This window comes from Stenotrophomonas sp. STEN009 (assembly GCF_056760395.1).
In genome coordinates this window covers 1-18,362 of the sequence record NZ_JBRRES010000009.1, presented here as the reverse complement: position 1 = coordinate 18,362, position 18,362 = coordinate 1, and the positions used below count along the sequence as shown (strand labels likewise).

Below are 18,362 nucleotides of genomic sequence, written 5' to 3'. Positions count from 1 at the left end.
GCTGTGCAGAACTGGCTCCATCGCATGCGCCGCTGGGCGCTGCCAGCCCTGGCCGCGCTGGTCGTGGCGGGCTGCGCCCGTACCGAACCGGGCACCACCACCGTGCGCTTCTGGGCGATGGGGCGCGAAGCGGAAGTGGTCAGCGAGCTGATCCACGAATTCGAGGCCGAGAATCCCGGCATCAAGGTGGATGTGCAGAACATCCCATGGACCGCGGCGCACGAGAAGCTGCTCACCGCGTTCGCCGCCGATGGCCTGCCCGATGTCTGCCAGCTGGGCAACACCTGGGTTCCCGAATTCGCCGAGCTCGATGCGCTGACGCCGCTGCAACCGTTCGTGCAGCGCTCGGCGGTGGTCGACCCGAAGGATTACTTCCAGGGCATCTGGGACACCAACGTGATCCATGGCGAGCTGGTGGGCGTGCCGTGGTACGTCGATACCCGCCTGATCTATTACCGCAAGGACCTGCTGGCCAAGGCCGGTTACGACCACCCGCCGCGGACCTGGCAGGAGTGGAACGAACAGATGGCGGCGATCAAGCGCATGCAGGGCCCGAACCGCTATGCCGTGCTGATGCCGATCAACGAGTTCGAGCAGCAGCTGTCGCTGGCGCTGCAGCAACCCGATCCGCTGCTGCGCGACGACGATACCCGTGGCAACTTCTCAAGCCCGGGCTTCCGCCGCACGCTGGCTTTCTACGCCAACATGTTCGAGCAGGGCTGGGCGCCGAAGATGTCCGAGACGCAGATCTCCAATGTCTGGGATGAATTCTTCCGCGGCTTCAACGTGTTCTACATCTCCGGCCCCTGGAACATCCGCGAGTTCAAGAAGCTGCAGCCGAAGGCGCTGGAAGGGCAGTGGGGCACCGCGGCGTTGCCGGGCCCGGATGGCCCCGGTGCGGGCATCGCCGGCGGTACCAGCCTGGTGATCTTCCGCAAATCGCAGCAGAAGCAAGCCTCCTGGAAGCTGATCGAGTTCCTGTCGCGCCCGGAAATCCAGGCCCGTTTCCATTCGATCATCGGTGATCTGCCGCCGCGTCGCAGTGCCTGGGATGCACCGTCCCTGGCCGGTGATCCGCTGGCGGCGGCGTTCCGCGACCAGCTGGAGCGGGTCAGGCCGACGCCGAAGGTGCTTGAGTGGGAGCGCATCGTGCAGGAAATGCGCATCGTCACCGAAAAGGTGGTGCGCGGCGGGATGCCTCAGGACGACGCCGTGGCCGAGCTGGACCAGCGCGTGGACAAGGTGCTGGCCAAGCGTCGCTGGATGCATGAACAACAACGCCTGCAGGAGCGCGCGCCTTCGCCGACGCGTTCAAGCAGCACCCTGGCCGACGGGAGCGCGCAATGAAACGAACTTCGCTGGCCGGATGGATCTTCGCAGGCCCATCGCTGATCGTGCTGGGGGTGTTCTTCGGCCTGCCGGTCGCCTCGGCGCTGGCGCTCAGCGTCACCGACTTCGACCTGTACGCATTGGCCGACAGCAGCAACCTGCGTTTCGTCGGCCTCGGCAACTACATCGACCTGCTGCAGACGCCGATGTTCTGGAAGTCGCTGTGGAACACCAGCTACTTCGTGCTGATCGGTGTGCCGCTGTCGATCGGTGTGTCACTGGGCGCGGCGATGCTGCTGAACGCGCCTGCCGCGCGTTTCAAGGCGCTGTTCCGCACCGCGCTGTTCGCGCCGGTGGTGACCACGCTGGTGGCGGTGGCGGTGATCTGGCGCTACCTGTTCCATACCAGCTACGGCCTGGTCAACTACGGCCTGGGCCATCTGGGCATCAGCCCGATCGACTGGCTGGGTGACCCGAACTGGGCGATGCCCACCATCATGCTGTTCGCGGTGTGGAAGAACTTCGGCTACAACATGGTGATCTTCCTGGCCGGCCTGCAGGCGATCCCGCATGATCTGTACGAAGCGGCGCGGATCGACGGTGCCTCGCGCTGGAAGCAGTTCCTGCACATCACCCTGCCCATGCTCGGCCCGGTGCTGCTCGTGGTCGGAGTGATCACCGTCTCCGGCTACTTCCAGCTGTTCGCCGAGCCTTACGTGATGACGCGTGGCGACCCGCTGCAGAGCACGGTCAGCGTGCTGTATTTCATGTTCGAGGAAGGCTTCAAGTGGTGGAACCTGGGACGCGCCTCCGCGGTGGCATTCCTGCTGTTCCTGATCATCCTGGCGGTGACCACCGTGATGCTGCGCTTTGGCCGCAGGAGGCAGTTGGTATGAGTCGTGAAATCGGCCAGTCGCGCTGGCATCCGTGGTGGATCAACGGCGCGTTGCTGGTGCTGGCCCTGGTCAGCCTGGCGCCGCTGCTGTGGATGGTCTCGGTCTCGTTCATGCCGCAGGGCGAGGCCAGCCATTTCCCGCCTCCGCTGTTGCCCTCGCAGGTGACCACCCACAACTACCACGAGCTGTTCGCGCGTACCGGCATGGGCGGCAATTTCGCCAACAGCCTGCTGGTGTCGCTGGCGATCACGCTGGGCTCGCTGCTGCTCAATACGATGGCCGGCTATGCGTTCGCCAAGCTGAATTTCGTTGGCCGTGAGCGCCTGTTCCAGGTGTTGATGGCGGCGCTGGTCATTCCCGCCCAGGTGGCGATGCTGCCGCTGTTCCTGCTGATGAAGCAGCTGGGGCTGGTCAACAGCTTCGGTGGCGTGATCGTGCCGGCGCTGGCGAGCGTGTTCGGCATCTTCCTGGTGCGGCAGTACGCGCGCTCGATCCCGGACGAACTGCTGGAGGCCGCGCGCATCGACGGGGCAGGGGAGCTGCGCATCTTCTTCCAGATCGTGCTGCCGATGCTCAAGCCGGTGCTGGTGACCCTGGCGATCTTCACCTTCATGGGCGCATGGAACGATTTCATGTGGCCGCTGATCGTGTTGACCGATCAGGAGCACTACACTTTGCCGGTGGCCCTGGCCACCCTCTCGCGCGAACACATCATGGACGTGGAAATGATGATGGCCGGCGCGGTGGTTACCGTGGTTCCGGTGCTGGCACTGTTCCTGGTGCTGCAGCGGTACTACATCCAAGGATTGTTGCTGGGGAGCGTGAAGGGATGAAGGGTGCGATCGCCGTTGGACTGGGCCTGTTGTGGACCTCCCTGGCGATCGCCGCCCCTCCGGCGCTGCCGGCGCCGAAGGTGCTGGACGACTTCGACGATGTCAGTGCCTGGAAGCTGGTGCTGTCCGACCAGGTCAGCGGCTCGCTGCGCCCGGTCAGCGGCGCGGGTGGCGGCCGCGCGCTGTGCCTGGATTACGACTTCCACAACGTATCGGGCTACGTCGGCATCCGTCGCGCGCTGGCGGTTGAGTATCCGGTCAACTACCGCTTCGGCTTCCAGCTGCGCGGTGATTCACCGGCCAATGATCTTCAGTTCAAGCTGATCGACGCCAGCGGTGACAACGTGTGGTGGGTCAACCGCCCCGGTTACAGTTTTCCCAGGTCGTGGACGCCGGTCGAGTACCGGCGTCGGCAGATCGACAAGGCGTGGGGGCCGTCGCCGGAGAAGGAAATGGCGCGCAGCGCCGCGGTCGAGTTCACGATCTACAGCAAGGTCGGCGGACGCGGCACGGTGTGCTTCGACAGACTGACCCTGCAGGGCCTGCCCGCACGGGACGAATCGCCGCTGCGGCCGGAGGTGATTGCCGACACCGCCACGGCGCTGCAGGACCGGATGGTGGACGGCAAGAGCGATACCTTCTGGATCAGCGGTGGGGTGAAGCAGCAGACCATCAGCCTGGACCTGCACAAGAGCCGCGAGATCGGCGGCGCGGTGATCGACTGGCTGCCGGACCTGCAGGCGACCCGCTACACCGTGCGCACGTCCGTGGACGGACGCGACTGGCGCACGGCACGCGAAGTGACCGCCGGTGGGGGTGGCCGTGACTGGCTGGCGCTGCCGGATACCGATGCACGCTATGTGCGCTTCGACCTGCAGGCAGGTCCGAACTGGCGCTATGGCATCCGTGACATCACGCTCAAGCCGCTGGACTTCGCATCCACGCCCAATGCATTCCTGTCGTCGGTTGCGGCTGACCTCCCACGCGGTGCGGTACCGCGCGCGTTCGTGGGCGAACAGCCGTACTGGACCCTGCTGGGTCTGGATGGCGGCCAGCAACAGGCGCTGATCAGCGAAGACGGTGCGCTGGAGCCTGCCAAGGGCAGCTTCAGCATCGAGCCGTTCGTCCGCCTGGATGGCAAGCTGATCGCTTGGAGCGATGTGGCCATCACCCAGTCGCTGCAGGATCGCTACCTGCCCATCGCCAATGTCGACTGGGTGCATGAGAAGGTGGGGCTGGCGGTCACCGGATTCGTGCAGGGCACGCCCGAGCGTGCGCAGCTGATCGGTCGCTACCGCCTGAGCAATCCGGACAAGGTGGCCCACGAGTACACGCTGGCGTTGGCCATCCGCCCCTGGCAGGTCAATCCGCCAACCCAGTTCCTCAACACCACCGGTGGCTTCAGCCGCATCGACAGCCTCGACGTCGGCGAGCAGCTGGTCCGCATCAATGGCGAGCCACGCATCTACCCGCTGCAGGTACCTGATGCGCGTTTTGCCACCTCTTTCGATGGCAAGCTCGATGCCATGCACCTCGCCTCGGGCAAGCTGCCGGCGACGACCACGGTGAAGGACAGCACCGGCATGGCGTCGGGCGCGCTGCTGTACACGATCACCCTGGAACCCGGGCAAAGCCGCGAAGTGGCGGTGATACTGCCGCAGACCGGTGGCTGGGCGCCGCAGGCCGTGGACGTGGCAAAGGCGCAGCAGCAGGTTGCCGACATGTGGCGTGCCAAGCTCGGCGTGGTGTCGCTGCAGGTTCCGAAGGCGGGCCAGCCGATGGTCGACACGCTGCGCACCGCGGTAGCGCACATGCTGATCTCGCGCGTCGGGCCAAGCCTGCAGCCGGGCACGCGCTCGTATGCGCGCAGCTGGATCCGCGACGGCGCGATGATCTCCGAGGGGTTGCTGCGCATGGGCCGCAGCGACGCGGTGCGTGACTACCTCAACTGGTATGCGCCGTTCCAGTTCGAGAATGGCAAGGTGCCGTGCTGCGTCGACGCACGTGGCAGCGACCCGGTGCCGGAGAACGACAGCCATGGTGAGTTGATCTACAACATCGCCGAGTATGGCCGCTACACCGGCGACAGCACGTTCATGGAACTGATGTGGCCGCATGTGCAGGGGGCCTACCAGTACATGGAGCAGCTGCGTGCCAGCGAGCGCACCGAGGAGAACCGTGCACGCAACCCGGCCTTCTACGGGATGATGCCGGCCTCGATCAGCCACGAAGGTTACTCGGCCAAGCCGATGCATTCGTACTGGGACAACTTCTGGGCGCTGCGTGGCTACAAGGACGCTGCGCTGCTGGCGACGCAACTGGGAAAGGTGGAGGCGATGCATATCGCCGAGTCACGCGACCAGTTCCGCGACGACCTGCAGGCATCGCTGCTGTCGGCCATGCAGCAGCACAACATCGATTACCTGCCGGGCTCGGCGGAGCTGGGCGATTTCGACGCGACATCGACGACCATCGCACTGGCGCCCGGGGGCGAGCAGGGCCGGCTGCCGCAGCAGGCCCTGGAAGCAACCTTCGAGCGTTACTGGAAGGAATTCGTCGCGCGTCGCGATGGCAAGCGCGAATGGAAGGACTACACGCCGTATGAGTGGCGCAACGTCGCCGCCTTCGTGCGCCTGGGCTGGCGCGACCGCGCCTGGCAGGCGACCGAGTTCTTCTTCAAGGACCGTGCCCCGCAGGCATGGAACCAATGGGCGGAAGTGGTCTCGCGGACACCGCGCAAGCCGTTCTTCGTCGGCGACCTGCCGCATGCATGGGTCGCGTCGGATTTCGTGCGCTCGGCGCTGGACATGTTCGCCTATAGCCGCGACATGGATGAGTCACTGGTGCTGGCCGGCGGCGTTCCAACAGCCTGGCTGCAGGGTGACGGCATTGCGGTGCAGGGCCTGCGTACGCCGCAGGGGCAGTTGAACTATCGGCTGCGGCGCAGTGACAAGCTGCTGGTGCTGGAGGTGCAGCCCGGCCTGGTGCCACCGGCTGGAGGCGTCGTGCTTCCGTGGCCCTATGCGGGCGAACCGGGTGACGCCACCATCAATGGCGCGCCGGGTGAATGGATCGACCGCGAACTGCATGTGCACGAACTGCCGGCCCGCGTCGAGATCGAAGTGCCGGCGGCGGTGCGTCGCTCCGAGCGCAAGGGACAGTAAGCATGGGTAGGAAGGCATGGCGTGCGCGCGCGGCAGCGTGCGCACTAAGCATGGCGATCGCGCTGGCGCTGCCTGCCGCGGCGGTGGCGGACGTGCCACGGGCGGACGATGGGGACGCAGCCGCCCGCTCGCCTGGCATGGGCATGGTCACCTTCAACCTGCACCACGACCGCGAGGACTGGCCCAGCCGGCGTCGTACCATCCTGGCAGAACTCAAGCGCCTGCAACCTGATGCGATCGCGCTGCAGGAAGTGATCCAGCGGCGCAACGTGCGCAACCAGGCGCAATGGCTCGCCAGCCAGCTGGGCTACCGATACGTGTTCGTGTCCACCGATCCGGTCGGCGCGCCCAAGCGCTACGGCAACGCACTGTTGACGCGACAGCCGATCCTCGCCCAGGGCGAGCACCTGCTGCTGCCGCTGGACGACTACCGCACCGTGGCGCACCTGCGCATCGAGGTGGAGGGCCGGCCAGTCAACCTCTATGCAACCCATCTCAATGAGCGCAGCGATGAAAGCGGCAAGCGCATCCGGCGGACGCAGGTGGAAGATCTGCTGCGCTTCATCGCCGCAACGTCGGATGGCGCGCCGGTGGTGATCGCAGGCGACTTCAACGCACTGGTCGATGCGGGTGACCTGAGCGAGCTGCGCAGCCACTATGGCGACAGCTATGGCAGCGTGCATGTGAACACCGACCTGGCGGCTGTCAGCACCCTCAACCGGCATTACTACCAGGCGCCCTCGCGGATCGATCACATCTTCTTCCAGCAGGATCAGCTGGTTGCACGGGAGGCCAGGCTTCTGTTCGACCAGCCGGATGACAGCGGGCGCTGGGCTTCGGATCATTACGGCGTCTGGACGCGATTGCAGTTCGCGCCGAAACCCTGAAGAACGACCCAGCGGCCTATCCCCGGTCGGCACGATACAGCCCGATGCACAAACAGAAACGGCGGGGATCATCGATCCCCGCCGTTCTGCTGTCACCCGATCAACGAGCGGTCAGTTGGCCGGCGGCGTGCGCTTGGCGGCCTCGTCGTCCTCTTCGTCAGCCTTGGCTTCGGCCGCCTGGGCGGCAGCATCGGCATGGCCATCCGCGACCGGGTCGAGGGTCGGCGTCACGACGGCATCGGCGACCGGCGCAGGGGCGTCCACCGGCGGGGCTTCCACGGCCACCGGTGCGACCGGGGCTTCGGCAACCACGACAGGCTCGACGACCGGCTTCACTTCAACCACCGGGGCCGCCTCAACAGCCACCGGTGCGGTTTCAGGCACGGGCGCTGCTTCAACAGCCGCCGGCTTCGATTCCACGACGGGTGCAGGCTCGACCACGACCGGCTTCACGTCCACCACAGGGGCCGCTTCGGCCACTACCGGCGTTGCTTCGATCACCGGTGCGGCGTCCGCCGACGGGGTTGCCGCCGCCACGGGCTGTGCGGGTGTCGCGGCGTCGATGGCGTCGAGCATGCTGGTCTGCACCGGCGAGGGCGCCGGTTCTGCCTTGGCAGCGGTCTCGACCGGTGCCGGAGGCGCGGCGGTCACCGGCGCGGCTTCAACCACGGCGCTGCTGACCACGGCGGCCGGTGCGGCGGCGACAGCGGCCGCAACGCGGGCCGGCTTCTCGCCTTCGACGATGGACGGCTCGGCGTCGTCATCGAAGTCGAACTCCGGCTGCGAGCGGGCGGGCTGCGTGACTGCAACCGGTGCTGACCCGGCAGCGTGGTCGACACGCGGCTCGGCCCTGTCGGTGCTGTCGGCGTCATCGCCTTCGTCACCGTCATCCTGGTCTTCGCCCAGCGGATCGGTGCCGGCCGCATTCTCGGCGCCACCACGGCGGCGGCGGCGGCCACCACGACGACCACGACGACGGCGGGTCGCGCCTTCGCCGGCCTGCTCGCCCGTGGTGTCGGCAGGTGCCTCTTCGCCCGTCACGGCAGTGGCGTCACCTTCAACGGCGGTGACAGGCGCGACTTCGGCCGGCGCCGCGGTTTCGACCGGCGGCTGTGCGACCACCGGCGCGACCGGCGCCGTAGCTTCCCGCGCGGTCACCGCAGCAGCGGTGACGGCACTGGCCGCCACCGCAGCGGATGCCGTCGCCGTGTCGGTCTGGGCTTCTGCGGCACCACGCTGCGGCTTCTCGGCCGGCTTGTCGCCGTCCTGCTGCGGACGCGGCTGCTTCGGCTGCTTGAGTTTCGGCTGCTGCTGCGGGTTCTGGCCCTGCTGCTCGTTGCGCGGCTTGTTCTGCTGCTGCGGCTGCTGGCCGTCCTTCTGCTTGCCCTGCGGCTGGCCGTTGCCGTTCGTGTTGCCATTGCCACCCTGACGGCCGTCCTTGCGCTGTTCGCCGCGATCCTTGCGGTTGCCGCCCTCCTTCTGCTGCTGCGCATTGCCGTTGCCGCGATTGTCGTCGCGACGGTCCTTGCGGTCCTTGTTGCGATCCTTGTTGCGCTCCCTGCGGCCACCGTCCTGCTGCGGCTGGCGGGCGGCCGGCGGCGCCGGGGCGGGTGCCGGCTCACCACCGAACACGCGCTTGATCCAACCGATCACGCCACCGCCGGTCGACGGGGCGGCGGGCGCAGCCACCACCGGCGCGGGTGCCGCGGCAGCCGGCTCCACTTCCTCACGCACCGGGGCGGGGGAGGTGTGCTTGACCTGGGTCACCACCGGCGGCGGGATGTTCAGCTGGCCCTTGGTGAGGGCGTGCACAGGCAGCTTGCGCGGAGTGCCACGCTGGTAGCTCGGACGGCTGCTTTCCTCGCCCAGTTCGTTCTCACGCAGGCGGGTGACCGTGTAGTGCGGGGTGTGCAGCTGCTCGTCGGCGACGATCACGATCGGCGCTTCATGGCGCTGTTCGATTTCGCGCAGCGCGCTGCGCTTCTCGTTCAGCAGGTAATTGGCGATCTCCACCGGCGCCTGCACCAGCACCTGCCCGGTGTTCTCCTTCATCGCGTGCTCTTCGGCCACGCGGATGATCGACAGCGACAGCGACTCGACGCTGCGCATGCGGCCGTGGCCATCACAGCGCGGGCAGACGATCTGGCTCGATTCGCCCAGGCTCGGGCGCAGGCGCTGGCGGCTCATTTCCAGCAGGCCGAAGCGCGAGATGCGGCCGACCTGAACGCGTGCGCGGTCGTACTTCAGCGCGTTGGCCAGGCGGTTCTCGACCTCGCGCTGATGCTTGTTGGAGGACATGTCGATGAAGTCGATCACCACCAGGCCGCCCAGATCGCGCAGGCGCAGCTGGCGGGCCACTTCCTCGGCCGCTTCCAGATTGGTCTGGAAGGCGGTGTCCTCGATGTCGCTGCCCTTGGTCGCGCGCGAGGAGTTCACGTCGACGGCGGTCAGTGCTTCGGTCTGGTCGACCACGATCGAGCCGCCCGACGGCAGGCGCACGTTGCGCTCGTAGGCGCCTTCGATCTGCGATTCGATCTGGAAGCGGTTGAACAGCGGGATGTCGTCCTTGTAATGCTTGAGCTTGCGCAGGGTCTGCGGCATCACCTGCTGCATGAACTCCTTGGCGTGCTCGTACATCTCCTCGGTGTCCACCAGGATCTCGCCGATGTCGGCGCGCAGGTAGTCACGCAGGGCGCGCACGATCAGGCGCGATTCCTGGTAGATCAGGAACGGGGCCGGCTTGCTCAGCGCCGCCTCGGCGATCGCCCGCCAGACGCTGAGCAGGTAGTCCAGATCCCACTGCAGCTCTTCCGCATCGCGGCCGACGCCGGCGGTACGGATGATCACGCCCATGTCGTCGGGAATGTTCAGCTTGTCCAGTGCGTCCTTCAGGGCAGCCCGGTCTTCGCCCTCGATGCGGCGGGAGACGCCGCCGGCACTTGGCGAGTTCGGCATCAGCACCATGTAGCGGCCGGCCAGGGAGATGAACGTGGTCAGGGCGGCGCCCTTGTTGCCACGCTCTTCCTTGTCGACCTGGACCACCACTTCCTGGCCTTCCTTGAGCAGCTCGCGGATGCCGGCCTTGTTGTGGTCGACACCGGCCTGGAAGTAGTCGCGGGAGATTTCCTTCAGCGGCAGGAAGCCATGGCGGCCACCGCCATATTCGACGAAGGCGGCTTCCAGCGAGGGCTCGATGCGGAAGATCCGGCCCTTGTAGATGTTGGACTTCTTCTGTTCCTTCGACGGCTGCTCGATGTCGATGTCATACAACGACTGGCCATCCACGATGGCAACACGCAGCTCTTCAGCCTGCGTGGCGTTGATCAGCATTCGCTTCATTGTTGCGTTCCTCGCAAGCGGCTACCGCGCGGAACGCCATGGGGTTTCGCCTCTGGATACGGCTCGCCCCCCATTCGCGCAAGCGCGGGGAGGGGGGCTTGGGTTTCCAGCGCTACGACACCACGGCAGGCCGCGGGAGCGCTTCACTCATATGGTTTTTGGGGTGTTGCAGGGCCGCAGGCAGCTGTCAGCCAGGCTGGAGCGCCACGCGGGACATGTTCAGCACGGTTGCGTGTCAGGCATCCGGCGATGGCCGGGAAGGCCGGTGAGCCGCTAACATGGCCGCCCCGCGGGCGGTGGTCGCGCACTGTGCCGGATTCGTCGGAAGCTGGGCTTCTGGCCCTGAGTAACTTCCAACGAAATCAATCCCTTATCTCGCCCCCCGAGTGTAACAGAATAAACAGCCTGATGACCGCCCAAGACCCCACCAAGCCAGCTGGCGACAAGCCATCCGTGCGCATGATCACCGTTCCCGCCGACCGCGCCGGCCAGCGCCTGGATAATTTCCTGCTCGGCCAGCTGAAAGGGGCCCCGCGCAGCCTGGTCTACAAGCTGGTGCGCAGCGGGCAGGTGCGGGTCAATGGCGGCCGCGCCAAGGCCGAGCGCAAGCTGGAGGCGGGCGACGAGGTGCGGGTGCCGCCGGTCCGTCTCACCGAGGAGGGAGACAAGGCTGGTCCTCCCGAGTCGTTCATGCGCCGTCTGGAACAGGCCATCGTCTTCGAGGACCCACGGCTGCTGGCGCTGAACAAACCCTCGGGCGTGGCCAGTCATGGCGGCAGCGGGATCAGCTTCGGCGCCATCGAGACCCTGCGCGCCCTGCGCCCGGGCCAGACGCTGGAACTGGTCCACCGTCTCGACCGCGATACGTCGGGCCTGCTGGTGGTGGCCAAGAAGCGCTCGGCGCTGAGCGAGCTGCAGGCGCTGCTGCGTGAAGACCATGGCGCCGGCATCCGCAAGCGTTACCTGGCCCTGCTGACCGGACGCATGCCCGACGGGGTGATGACGGTGGACGCGCCGCTGCACGTGGGCCTGCGCCAGGGCGGTGAGCGACATGTCCAGGTCAATGCGATCGGCAAGGAATCGATCAGTCATTTCCGCGTGCTGGAGCGGCGTGGGGGCCATTCCTATTGCGAGGTGCGCATCGAGACCGGCCGGACCCATCAGATCCGGGTGCACGCCCAGCATCTGGGGCATGCGGTGGCCGGTGACGACAAGTACGGCGATCCTGCGGTGAACAAGCGGCTTCGTGAGCAGATCGGCCTGAAGCGGTTGTTCCTGCACGCGGCCTCGCTGGAGTTCGCGCTGGACGACGGCAAGACCCCCTACGTGCTGAACGCTCCGCTGGCGGATGAGTTGGTCGAGGCGCTGGACCGCCTGCGCTGACGGCGGTTCGGCGGCGCCGGGCGCTTGGTCGGCACCGTCGCTTCCCTGCGATGAGTGGGCTTGTCACTTTCTTTGCTCGTGCAAAGAAAGTAGCCAAAGAAACACGCCGCCATCCGCGCCGGCGCTGCGCGCCGGTGCCCTGCGCTCCTCGGCTCGCTACAAGGCGGACCTGACAGCCGCAGCGTAGACCCATACCCGCACGCAGCCCTTGTACAGTCGAGCCACGCTCGACTGACGCGCGCAGCGCGGGCTTCGCTTTTTCATTCTTTCATCGCGCGGCTGGCGCGCGCCTATAGCCTGTCAGAGCCTGGTCCAACCCCGGGATCTCGCTCCGCCAGCCGCGAGGGGGCTCAGCCCGTTGGTCGCAACCCGCTCACCACTTGAACAGCACCAGGCTGACCGCCAGCGTTCCCATGCCTGCAACCAGGCCGTACACCGTTTCGTGACCCTTGGCGTAGCGCTTGGCCGCCGGCAGCAGTTCATCCAGGGCCAGGAACACCATCACGCCGGCGATCAGGCCGAACACCCAGCCGAACGTGGCGTGCGACAGCGATCCGGACAGCAGCCAGTAGCCCAGCATGGCCCCCACCGGCTCGGCCAGGCCTGACAGCAGGCTGGCGCCGAACGCATAGAACTTGTTCTGGGTGGCGAAGTACACCGGGACCGCGATTGCGATGCCCTCGGGAATGTTGTGGATGGCGATGGCGAAGGCCAGCGGCATGCCCACCGACGGGCTTTCCAGCGTAGCGAAGAAGGTCGCCAGCCCTTCCGGGAAATTGTGTGCGGTGATCGCCACCGAGGTCAGCAGCGCGACCCGCTTCAGGTACTCGCGGCTGTTCTCGCGGAACGCAGGGTCCTGCTTGTCCAGGCTGTCGTGCGGATTGGGAATGAAGTGATCGATCAGCACGATCACGATCACACCGGCCAGGAACGCCAGCGTGCCGTAGGTGAAGCCGGTGCGCTCGCCATAGGCCAGGGCGAACGACGCGATGGACTTGTTGAGGATCTCCGACAGCGACACGTAGACCATCGCGCCGCCGGCGAAGGCCAGGCCGAACGCCAGCAGGCGCGGATTGGGGCGGCGCGAGAACAGCACCAGCAGGCTGCCGATGGCGGTCGCCAGGCCGGCCGCGAGGGTGACCGCCAGCGCGATCCAGATGTTTTCGGGGGGGATCTGCAGCATGTACCGACGCGGTCCTGGTCAACAGACAACCGCCCCGGGCACTGCCGGGGCGGCAAGGGCGAGGCGGGCGTCGGCTGGCCTCGTCATGGTGTGCGGTCAGCCGCCGCGGCGCAGGCGCTCTTCCACCGCGAAACACTGGTCCGGCTTCGGCTGCGGCGGGTTGAAGCTGACCGGCACCTGGATGGTGGCGGGCACGGCCTGGCCATTGCGGGTGGCCGCCTTGAACTGCCAGCCCTGCACGGCATTCCTGGCCAGCTCATCCAGCTGCGGGTTGCCCGCGCCGCTCAGCAGGGTCACTTCGCTGGGCTTGCCGTCGGTGCCGATGGTCACCTTGAAGGTGCTGGTGCCGCCTGTACCGGTACAGGCCAGCTCGAGCGGGTACTGCGGTGGCGGCGTCTTCACCGCAGCCACCTCGGTCGGCGGCGGCACGGGCGGCGACGGCTCGGAGGCGCCACAGCCGGCGAGGCCGGTCACAGCGATCAGGGACAGGCTCAGCACTCGCACATTCATGGCAGTTGCTCCGTGAGGGCCGATGTCTTGGCCGCGCAGATGAAGTCGTTCTCGCTCAGGCCGCCGACGTCGTGGGTCGAATAGCGCACCACGGCGCGGTCGTAGTGCACGCCCAGGTCCGGGTGGTGATCCTCGTGGTGGGCGATCCAGGCCAGTGCATTCACAAAGGCCATGGTGGCGTAGTAGTCCTTGAAGCGGAAGGTGCGCAGCAGCGCCTGGCCGCCCTCGGCCAGTTCCCAGCCGGGAATCTGCGGCAGCAGCTCGGCCAGGCGGGCCTCGCCCAGCTTGTGGTCGCTGCCTTTGCGCGGCACGCAACGGGCCTGGGCCAGTGGAATCAGGTCGGCCATGGGAATCTCCACCTCGTGTTGACTGAACAATGCGCCGGACGGTGTATAAACCGAATGAGCGGTTGACACTTACTTGGCTAGAATAGCCTGATGATCCAGATCTCCGACACTGCCCAGACCCATTTCCGCAAGCTGATCGAACGCGAGGGCGCGCCCGGCATGGGCGTACGCCTGAGCGCGGTCGATCCCGGCACTCCGCGTGCCGATGCGCGGTTGGAATTCGCCGAACCCTCGGACCTGCACGGCGACGAGTGGGCCGTGGACTGCGACGGGTTCACCCTGTATGTCGACGCCGGCAGCGTCGGCTGGCTCGATGGCGCGGAGATCGACATCGTGGCTGGCGCGGCAGGTGCCCAGCAGTTGACCATCAAGGCGCCGCGCATCAAGGGCGAAGCGCCCGGGGAGGCCGCTTCGCTGGTCGAGCGTGTGCACTGGGTGGTGGAGAATGAAATCAATCCACAGCTCGCCTCCCATGGCGGCAAGGTCGCAGTGCAGGAAGTCTCGGCCGAGGGCGTGGTGCTGCTGCGTTTCGGTGGTGGCTGCCAGGGCTGTGGCATGGCCGATGTGACCCTCAAGCAGGGCATCGAAAAGACCTTGATGGGCCGGGTGCCCGGCGTGACCGCAGTGCGCGACGCGACCGACCACGACAGCGGCCACGCGCCGTACATCCCGCGCGGCAACGCCGCCTGATCGCCGACGCGTGCCTCTGCCCAGAGCCGAGCAACTCATCGACCTGCTGCTGGCGCGCCAGCAGCAACCGATCATCCTGGAGAAGAACACGCGCCTGCCTTATGGCTGGGCGCTGTGGCTGCGCTCGCTGAGCCCGTTGCCACGCCCGTTCCATGCGCGCGAGGTGATCGCGGTGCTGCTGCCCATGCCTCTGCCGGGACGCCCCGGGACGCTGCCGGCGCTGCCCCGCTGGCAGGCGCTGCGGCGCCTGTTGTGGCAGGACTGGGAGCCGGCGCCGCGTGACCAGCGCTGGATGCGCTGGACGTCGGCCGTCGCCAGTGCATTGCTGCACCTGCTGTTCTTCCTGCTGCTGCTGTGGGTGGCGGTGATCCGCACCTCGGTGCCCGCCGAGCAGGGATCCGACGGTGAGCGCGTGCAGATCGAGTTTGTCGGCCGCGCCAGCCAGGAGGGCGGAGGCGACCAGCCCGGCGCCGAATCGGCTGCAGCAGCTGCAGCCGGCCGCACGGCTGCAGGAGACGCGGCAGGATCGGCAACTGCGCCGCAGCCGCGACCGGTCGCGGCGCGCCCGCAGCCATCCCCTGCTGCGGCCCCCGCTGCCGCCAGTACGCCTCCGCAAGCCATGCCGACCGAGCCGGCCCCACCGGCCACGCCGCCGCCTTCGCCGGTCCAGGCGACCGACGTGGCGCAGGCCACGACCGATTTCGTGGTGCCGCCGGTCAGCGTGCCGCGCACCGAAGTGAGCATCGTGCCGCGCGACACAACGCCCAGCGTACGCGAGCGCAGCGTGCAGCCGCTGGAGGCGCCGCCCACACCGCAAGCGCTGCGCACACCGGATGTGCAGGTGAGGGTGCCGCAGATCCGCCAGCCGCAGGTGCAGGAACGTGAGGTGGCCATCGTGGAGACACCCGTCGTGGCTCCGGCGGTGCGCGCAGCGGAAGTACCGATCCGCGTTCCGCAGCAGGATGTGCAGGTGCGCGAACGCGAAGTGCAGGCGGTTGTCGATCCGCAGGTGCGGATGGCGCCGATCGCAGGCCGTGAGCCTGCAGTACGGGCGCCCGCGGGCCGCGACGTGCAGGTGCGCGAACGTGAGGTGGCGTCTGCACCGGTCGCTTCGCCTGCGCCTTCCGGTGGCAGTGCCGCAACCTCCGCCCCCGCAGCCCAGGGCAGCGCGGCTGCGGTGAGCAGTCCCGCGGCGCGCCCATCAGCCGCCGCCACGACACCGGCACAGGCCGGTGCCCGCCCGACGCCGACCCCGGGCAACTGGGCTACGCCGGCCCGGGGCGACGACTGGGGGGCCTCGGATCGCACTCGTGATGGCGCCCGCAGCGGCGCCGCGCAGGCGAGCAGCGCGGGCCGGGGCAACGGCCTGTTCAACGCCGACGGCAGCGTGCGTGTACCGGGGCAGGACGGCCCCGGCAATGCGGAGCGTGGCGCTCCCGGGGGGGACAACGACGGCTGGAGCAAGGAACGCATCGCCCAGTCGGGGACATGGCTGAAGCGACCGCCCTACGACTACACGCCCACCTCGTTCGACAAATACTGGGTGCCGCAGGAGTCGCTGCTGGCCGAGTGGGTGCGCAAGGGCGTCAAGGCGATGGAGATTCCGCTTCCCGGCACCAGCACCCGGATTTCCTGCGTCATCTCCATTCTGCAGGCGGGTGGCGGCTGCGGCCTGACCGACCCGAACATGCAGGACCAGCCGGCCGTGGCCCGGCCGCCGCCGGATATCCCGTTCAAGAAGGAACTGCAGGAAGACAATGGGAGCCGCTAGCGGCTCCCATTGTCCACGCATGTTTCCTTATCCCCGCGCCGTTGGCGCGCCCCCTTTGAACAACAAGGGGGGCTCTTCGCCGGAACCATTGCGGGCGGCCGGCCTTGGTCGGCGTCGCCCCTTTACTCGCTCTGTGACAGGAACACCCAGAACGGCACGTCGCGGCCGACCCAATCCCGGCAGGCTTCGTCCAGCACGTCGAGCAGGGTGTCGAAATCCTTGGCTGCACCAGCGCGCAGCGCGTCGACATCCGCCAGGAACAGCGCATAACCGCTGGCCGGCAGCCACTGCAGGTCGCGAAGATTGTCCGACAGGGCATCCCAGTTGCCGCCGAAACCGGCCGGGAAGTCCAGCTGCGCGGACAGCCGCGCCAGCAGGGTGCGCTTGTCGGTCACGCCCTCCAGATCGATGCGGATCACCTTCAGGCCGGCATCGCGCATGGCCGCGGCAAGCGCGCCGATGTCCGCGCTGTCGATGGCATACACGCCGGCGTTGTTGATGTCGTGCAGGCCGAGGCCGAAATCATCGTGGCTCATCGAGCGTCTCCGGGGGATGGAACGGTGAAGCTGCGGAATGAGCCGTAATGGTCATCGGTGTAGTACCACGCCTCTGCTGGATCGCCGCCCGTGACGATGCGGCGTGCCCCCCGGTTGCCCGCACCGGGGGTGTCGACCGTGTACTCGCGGTAGTAGCCACGCGGCCGCTGCGGCAGGCGCTGCTCGCGGTTGCCGAAGGTGCTGCCATCCTGGCGGTGCGGGAAGGGCCCGCCCCGCTGGATCAGGGTGATGGTCTGGCGTGCTTCGGCGGGAAGGAAGGCGGGCAGGCCGCTGCGTGCGCCATCGCCGTGTGCCGGGGTCGGGGCACTCCGGGCCGGAGCGCCCTGCAGGTCCGGCGCGAACTGCGGTGCCGGCGGCCGCTGCATGACGTGGTTGACGACCAGGCCGAGCAGCAGCAGGGCGATGGCAGTGATCAGCAGCCGGGGGTTGCGCATGGGCACGAACGGGTGAGGGTGGTGCATGCACTGTAGCGCCTGTGCGCTGCACGCTGCATGAGGAACCGCCGCGTCACCGCTGCGTAACAATTGCCGGCATGCTCACCGGCAGGACGCAATTTCCTTTACATCCCCCTTGGTAATCTAGTGGTCTGTCCCCATCATTCACCGCGCTACACCCGACACCGTCGGGTGCCCTCGCAATCAGGAGATGCATCATGGCCTATACCCTGCCCAAGCTGTCCTACGCCTACGACGCGCTGGAGCCGCATATCGACGCGGCGACGATGGAGATCCATCACACCAAGCATCACCAGACCTACATCAACAACGTCAACGCGGCGCTGGAAGGCACCGAGTACGCTGACCTGCCGGTGGAAGAGCTGGTGAAGAAGCTGAAGTCGCTGCCGGAGAACCTGCAGGGCCCGGTGCGCAACAACGGCGGTGGCCATGCCAACCACTCGCTGTTCTGGACGGTGATGGCACCGAACGCGGGCGGCAACCCGGTGGGCGACGTGGCCAAGGCCATCGACAAGGACCTGGGCGGTTTCGACAAGTTCAAGGACGCCTTCACCAAGGCGGCGCTGACCCGCTTCGGCAGCGGCTGGGCATGGTTGAGCGTCACCCCCGACAAGAAGGTCGTGGTGGAAAGCACCGGCAACCAGGACAGCCCGCTGATGGAAGGCAACACGCCCATCCTCGGTCTGGACGTGTGGGAGCACGCGTACTACCTGAAGTACCAGAACCGTCGTCCGGAATACATCGGCGCGTTCTTCAACGTCATCGACTGGAACGAAGTCGAGCGCCGTTACCAGGACGCGATCGCCTGAAGGCGGTGACGGGATGACATGAGAAGGCCGGGGGAGACCCCGGCCTTTTTGTTTGCCAGCTTCTGGACGTCGGGCGGGACCTGGTGGGTTGCGCCCGTTGTGGGCCCCCCCCCGGGGCGAGCACGGGGCGAATAACCCGTGGGCGGATACCCCAGCAAGCGCCAGGGGGGCCAAAAACCCACGCGCCAGGCAGGCACCACCCCCGCGGC

Annotated in this window: 15 protein-coding genes; 9 read left to right on the top strand and 6 right to left on the bottom strand. The window is 67.3% G+C overall.

Annotation, left to right across the window (positions count from 1 at the left end; translation table 11 throughout):
- The first annotated feature begins 24 nt into the window (after positions 1-24).
- The 5 genes from ACVOMM_RS06120 to ACVOMM_RS06100 are packed head-to-tail and all read left to right on the top strand — an operon-like array spanning position 25 to position 7,109.
- A complete protein-coding gene (locus ACVOMM_RS06120; protein WP_065175484.1) occupies positions 25-1,347 on the top strand; it encodes a sugar ABC transporter substrate-binding protein in 1,323 nt (440 codons plus the stop codon).
- A complete protein-coding gene (locus ACVOMM_RS06115) occupies positions 1,344-2,225 on the top strand; it encodes a carbohydrate ABC transporter permease (RefSeq protein ID WP_065175483.1) in 882 nt (293 codons plus the stop codon). Before ACVOMM_RS06120 ends, ACVOMM_RS06115 begins: the two co-directional genes overlap by 4 nt.
- A complete protein-coding gene (locus ACVOMM_RS06110) occupies positions 2,222-3,058 on the top strand; it encodes a carbohydrate ABC transporter permease (RefSeq protein WP_053516890.1) in 837 nt (278 codons plus the stop codon). Before ACVOMM_RS06115 ends, ACVOMM_RS06110 begins: the two co-directional genes overlap by 4 nt.
- Positions 3,055-6,222 (top strand): discoidin domain-containing protein, encoded by a 3,168-nt coding sequence (locus tag ACVOMM_RS06105; protein WP_481525994.1) that lies wholly within the window; start codon positions 3,055-3,057, stop codon positions 6,220-6,222. The genes ACVOMM_RS06110 and ACVOMM_RS06105 overlap by 4 nt, the downstream gene beginning before the upstream one ends.
- Before the next feature lie 2 nt (positions 6,223-6,224).
- Positions 6,225-7,109, top strand: a complete 885-nt coding sequence (locus ACVOMM_RS06100) for an endonuclease/exonuclease/phosphatase family protein (RefSeq protein WP_065181951.1) — start codon at positions 6,225-6,227, stop codon at positions 7,107-7,109.
- 111 nt (positions 7,110-7,220) lie between these two features.
- On the opposite strand, the gene rne is transcribed toward ACVOMM_RS06100, so the two are convergent.
- Entirely contained in the window at positions 7,221-10,448 is a 3,228-nt protein-coding gene (gene rne, locus ACVOMM_RS06095) for a ribonuclease E (protein ID WP_481525993.1), read from the bottom strand.
- A 408-nt stretch (positions 10,449-10,856) separates the two neighbouring features.
- Here rne and ACVOMM_RS06090 point away from each other — a divergent pair, with 408 nt between their 5' ends.
- Positions 10,857-11,831 (top strand): RluA family pseudouridine synthase, encoded by a 975-nt coding sequence (locus tag ACVOMM_RS06090; protein ID WP_481525992.1) that lies wholly within the window; start codon positions 10,857-10,859, stop codon positions 11,829-11,831.
- A 373-nt stretch (positions 11,832-12,204) separates the two neighbouring features.
- Here ACVOMM_RS06090 and zupT read toward each other — a convergent pair whose 3' ends face one another.
- The 3 genes from zupT to ACVOMM_RS06075 all read right to left on the bottom strand — a co-directional run bounded on the left by zupT (position 12,205) and on the right by ACVOMM_RS06075 (position 13,871).
- The gene (gene zupT, locus ACVOMM_RS06085) at positions 12,205-13,014 is read right to left on the bottom strand and encodes a zinc transporter ZupT (RefSeq protein WP_053516897.1); all 810 of its coding nucleotides are present in this window, start codon (positions 13,012-13,014) and stop codon (positions 12,205-12,207) included.
- Between the two features lie 96 nt (positions 13,015-13,110).
- On the bottom strand, positions 13,111-13,524 hold the full coding sequence (locus tag ACVOMM_RS06080; protein WP_053516898.1) for an energy transducer TonB: 414 nt from the start codon (positions 13,522-13,524) through the stop codon (positions 13,111-13,113).
- Complete coding sequence (locus ACVOMM_RS06075; RefSeq protein WP_053516899.1) at positions 13,521-13,871, bottom strand: 4a-hydroxytetrahydrobiopterin dehydratase; 351 nt, start codon at positions 13,869-13,871, stop codon at positions 13,521-13,523. The genes ACVOMM_RS06080 and ACVOMM_RS06075 overlap by 4 nt, the downstream gene beginning before the upstream one ends.
- Positions 13,872-13,961: 90 nt before the next feature.
- On the opposite strand from ACVOMM_RS06075, the gene ACVOMM_RS06070 reads away from it, so the two are divergent.
- Positions 13,962-14,561 carry an NfuA family Fe-S biogenesis protein gene (locus tag ACVOMM_RS06070; protein ID WP_065175480.1) on the top strand — a complete coding sequence of 200 codons (600 nt, stop codon included), beginning with the start codon at positions 13,962-13,964 and terminating at the stop codon, positions 14,559-14,561.
- Between the two features lie 10 nt (positions 14,562-14,571).
- Complete coding sequence (locus tag ACVOMM_RS06065) at positions 14,572-16,332, top strand: hypothetical protein (RefSeq protein WP_481525991.1); 1,761 nt, start codon at positions 14,572-14,574, stop codon at positions 16,330-16,332.
- A gap of 122 nt (positions 16,333-16,454) precedes the next feature.
- On the opposite strand, the gene ACVOMM_RS06060 is transcribed toward ACVOMM_RS06065, so the two are convergent.
- Both ACVOMM_RS06060 and ACVOMM_RS06055 read right to left on the bottom strand, forming a co-directional pair.
- On the bottom strand, positions 16,455-16,868 hold the full coding sequence (locus ACVOMM_RS06060; RefSeq protein WP_128987931.1) for a barstar family protein: 414 nt from the start codon (positions 16,866-16,868) through the stop codon (positions 16,455-16,457).
- The gene (locus ACVOMM_RS06055; RefSeq protein WP_053516903.1) at positions 16,865-17,323 is read right to left on the bottom strand and encodes a guanyl-specific ribonuclease; all 459 of its coding nucleotides are present in this window, start codon (positions 17,321-17,323) and stop codon (positions 16,865-16,867) included. The genes ACVOMM_RS06060 and ACVOMM_RS06055 overlap by 4 nt, the downstream gene beginning before the upstream one ends.
- Positions 17,324-17,541: 218 nt before the next feature.
- Between ACVOMM_RS06055 and ACVOMM_RS06050 the strand changes: the two genes are divergently transcribed.
- Positions 17,542-18,153 carry a superoxide dismutase gene (locus ACVOMM_RS06050; protein WP_049458515.1) on the top strand — a complete coding sequence of 204 codons (612 nt, stop codon included), beginning with the start codon at positions 17,542-17,544 and terminating at the stop codon, positions 18,151-18,153.
- The last annotated feature ends 209 nt before the right edge of the window (positions 18,154-18,362 follow it).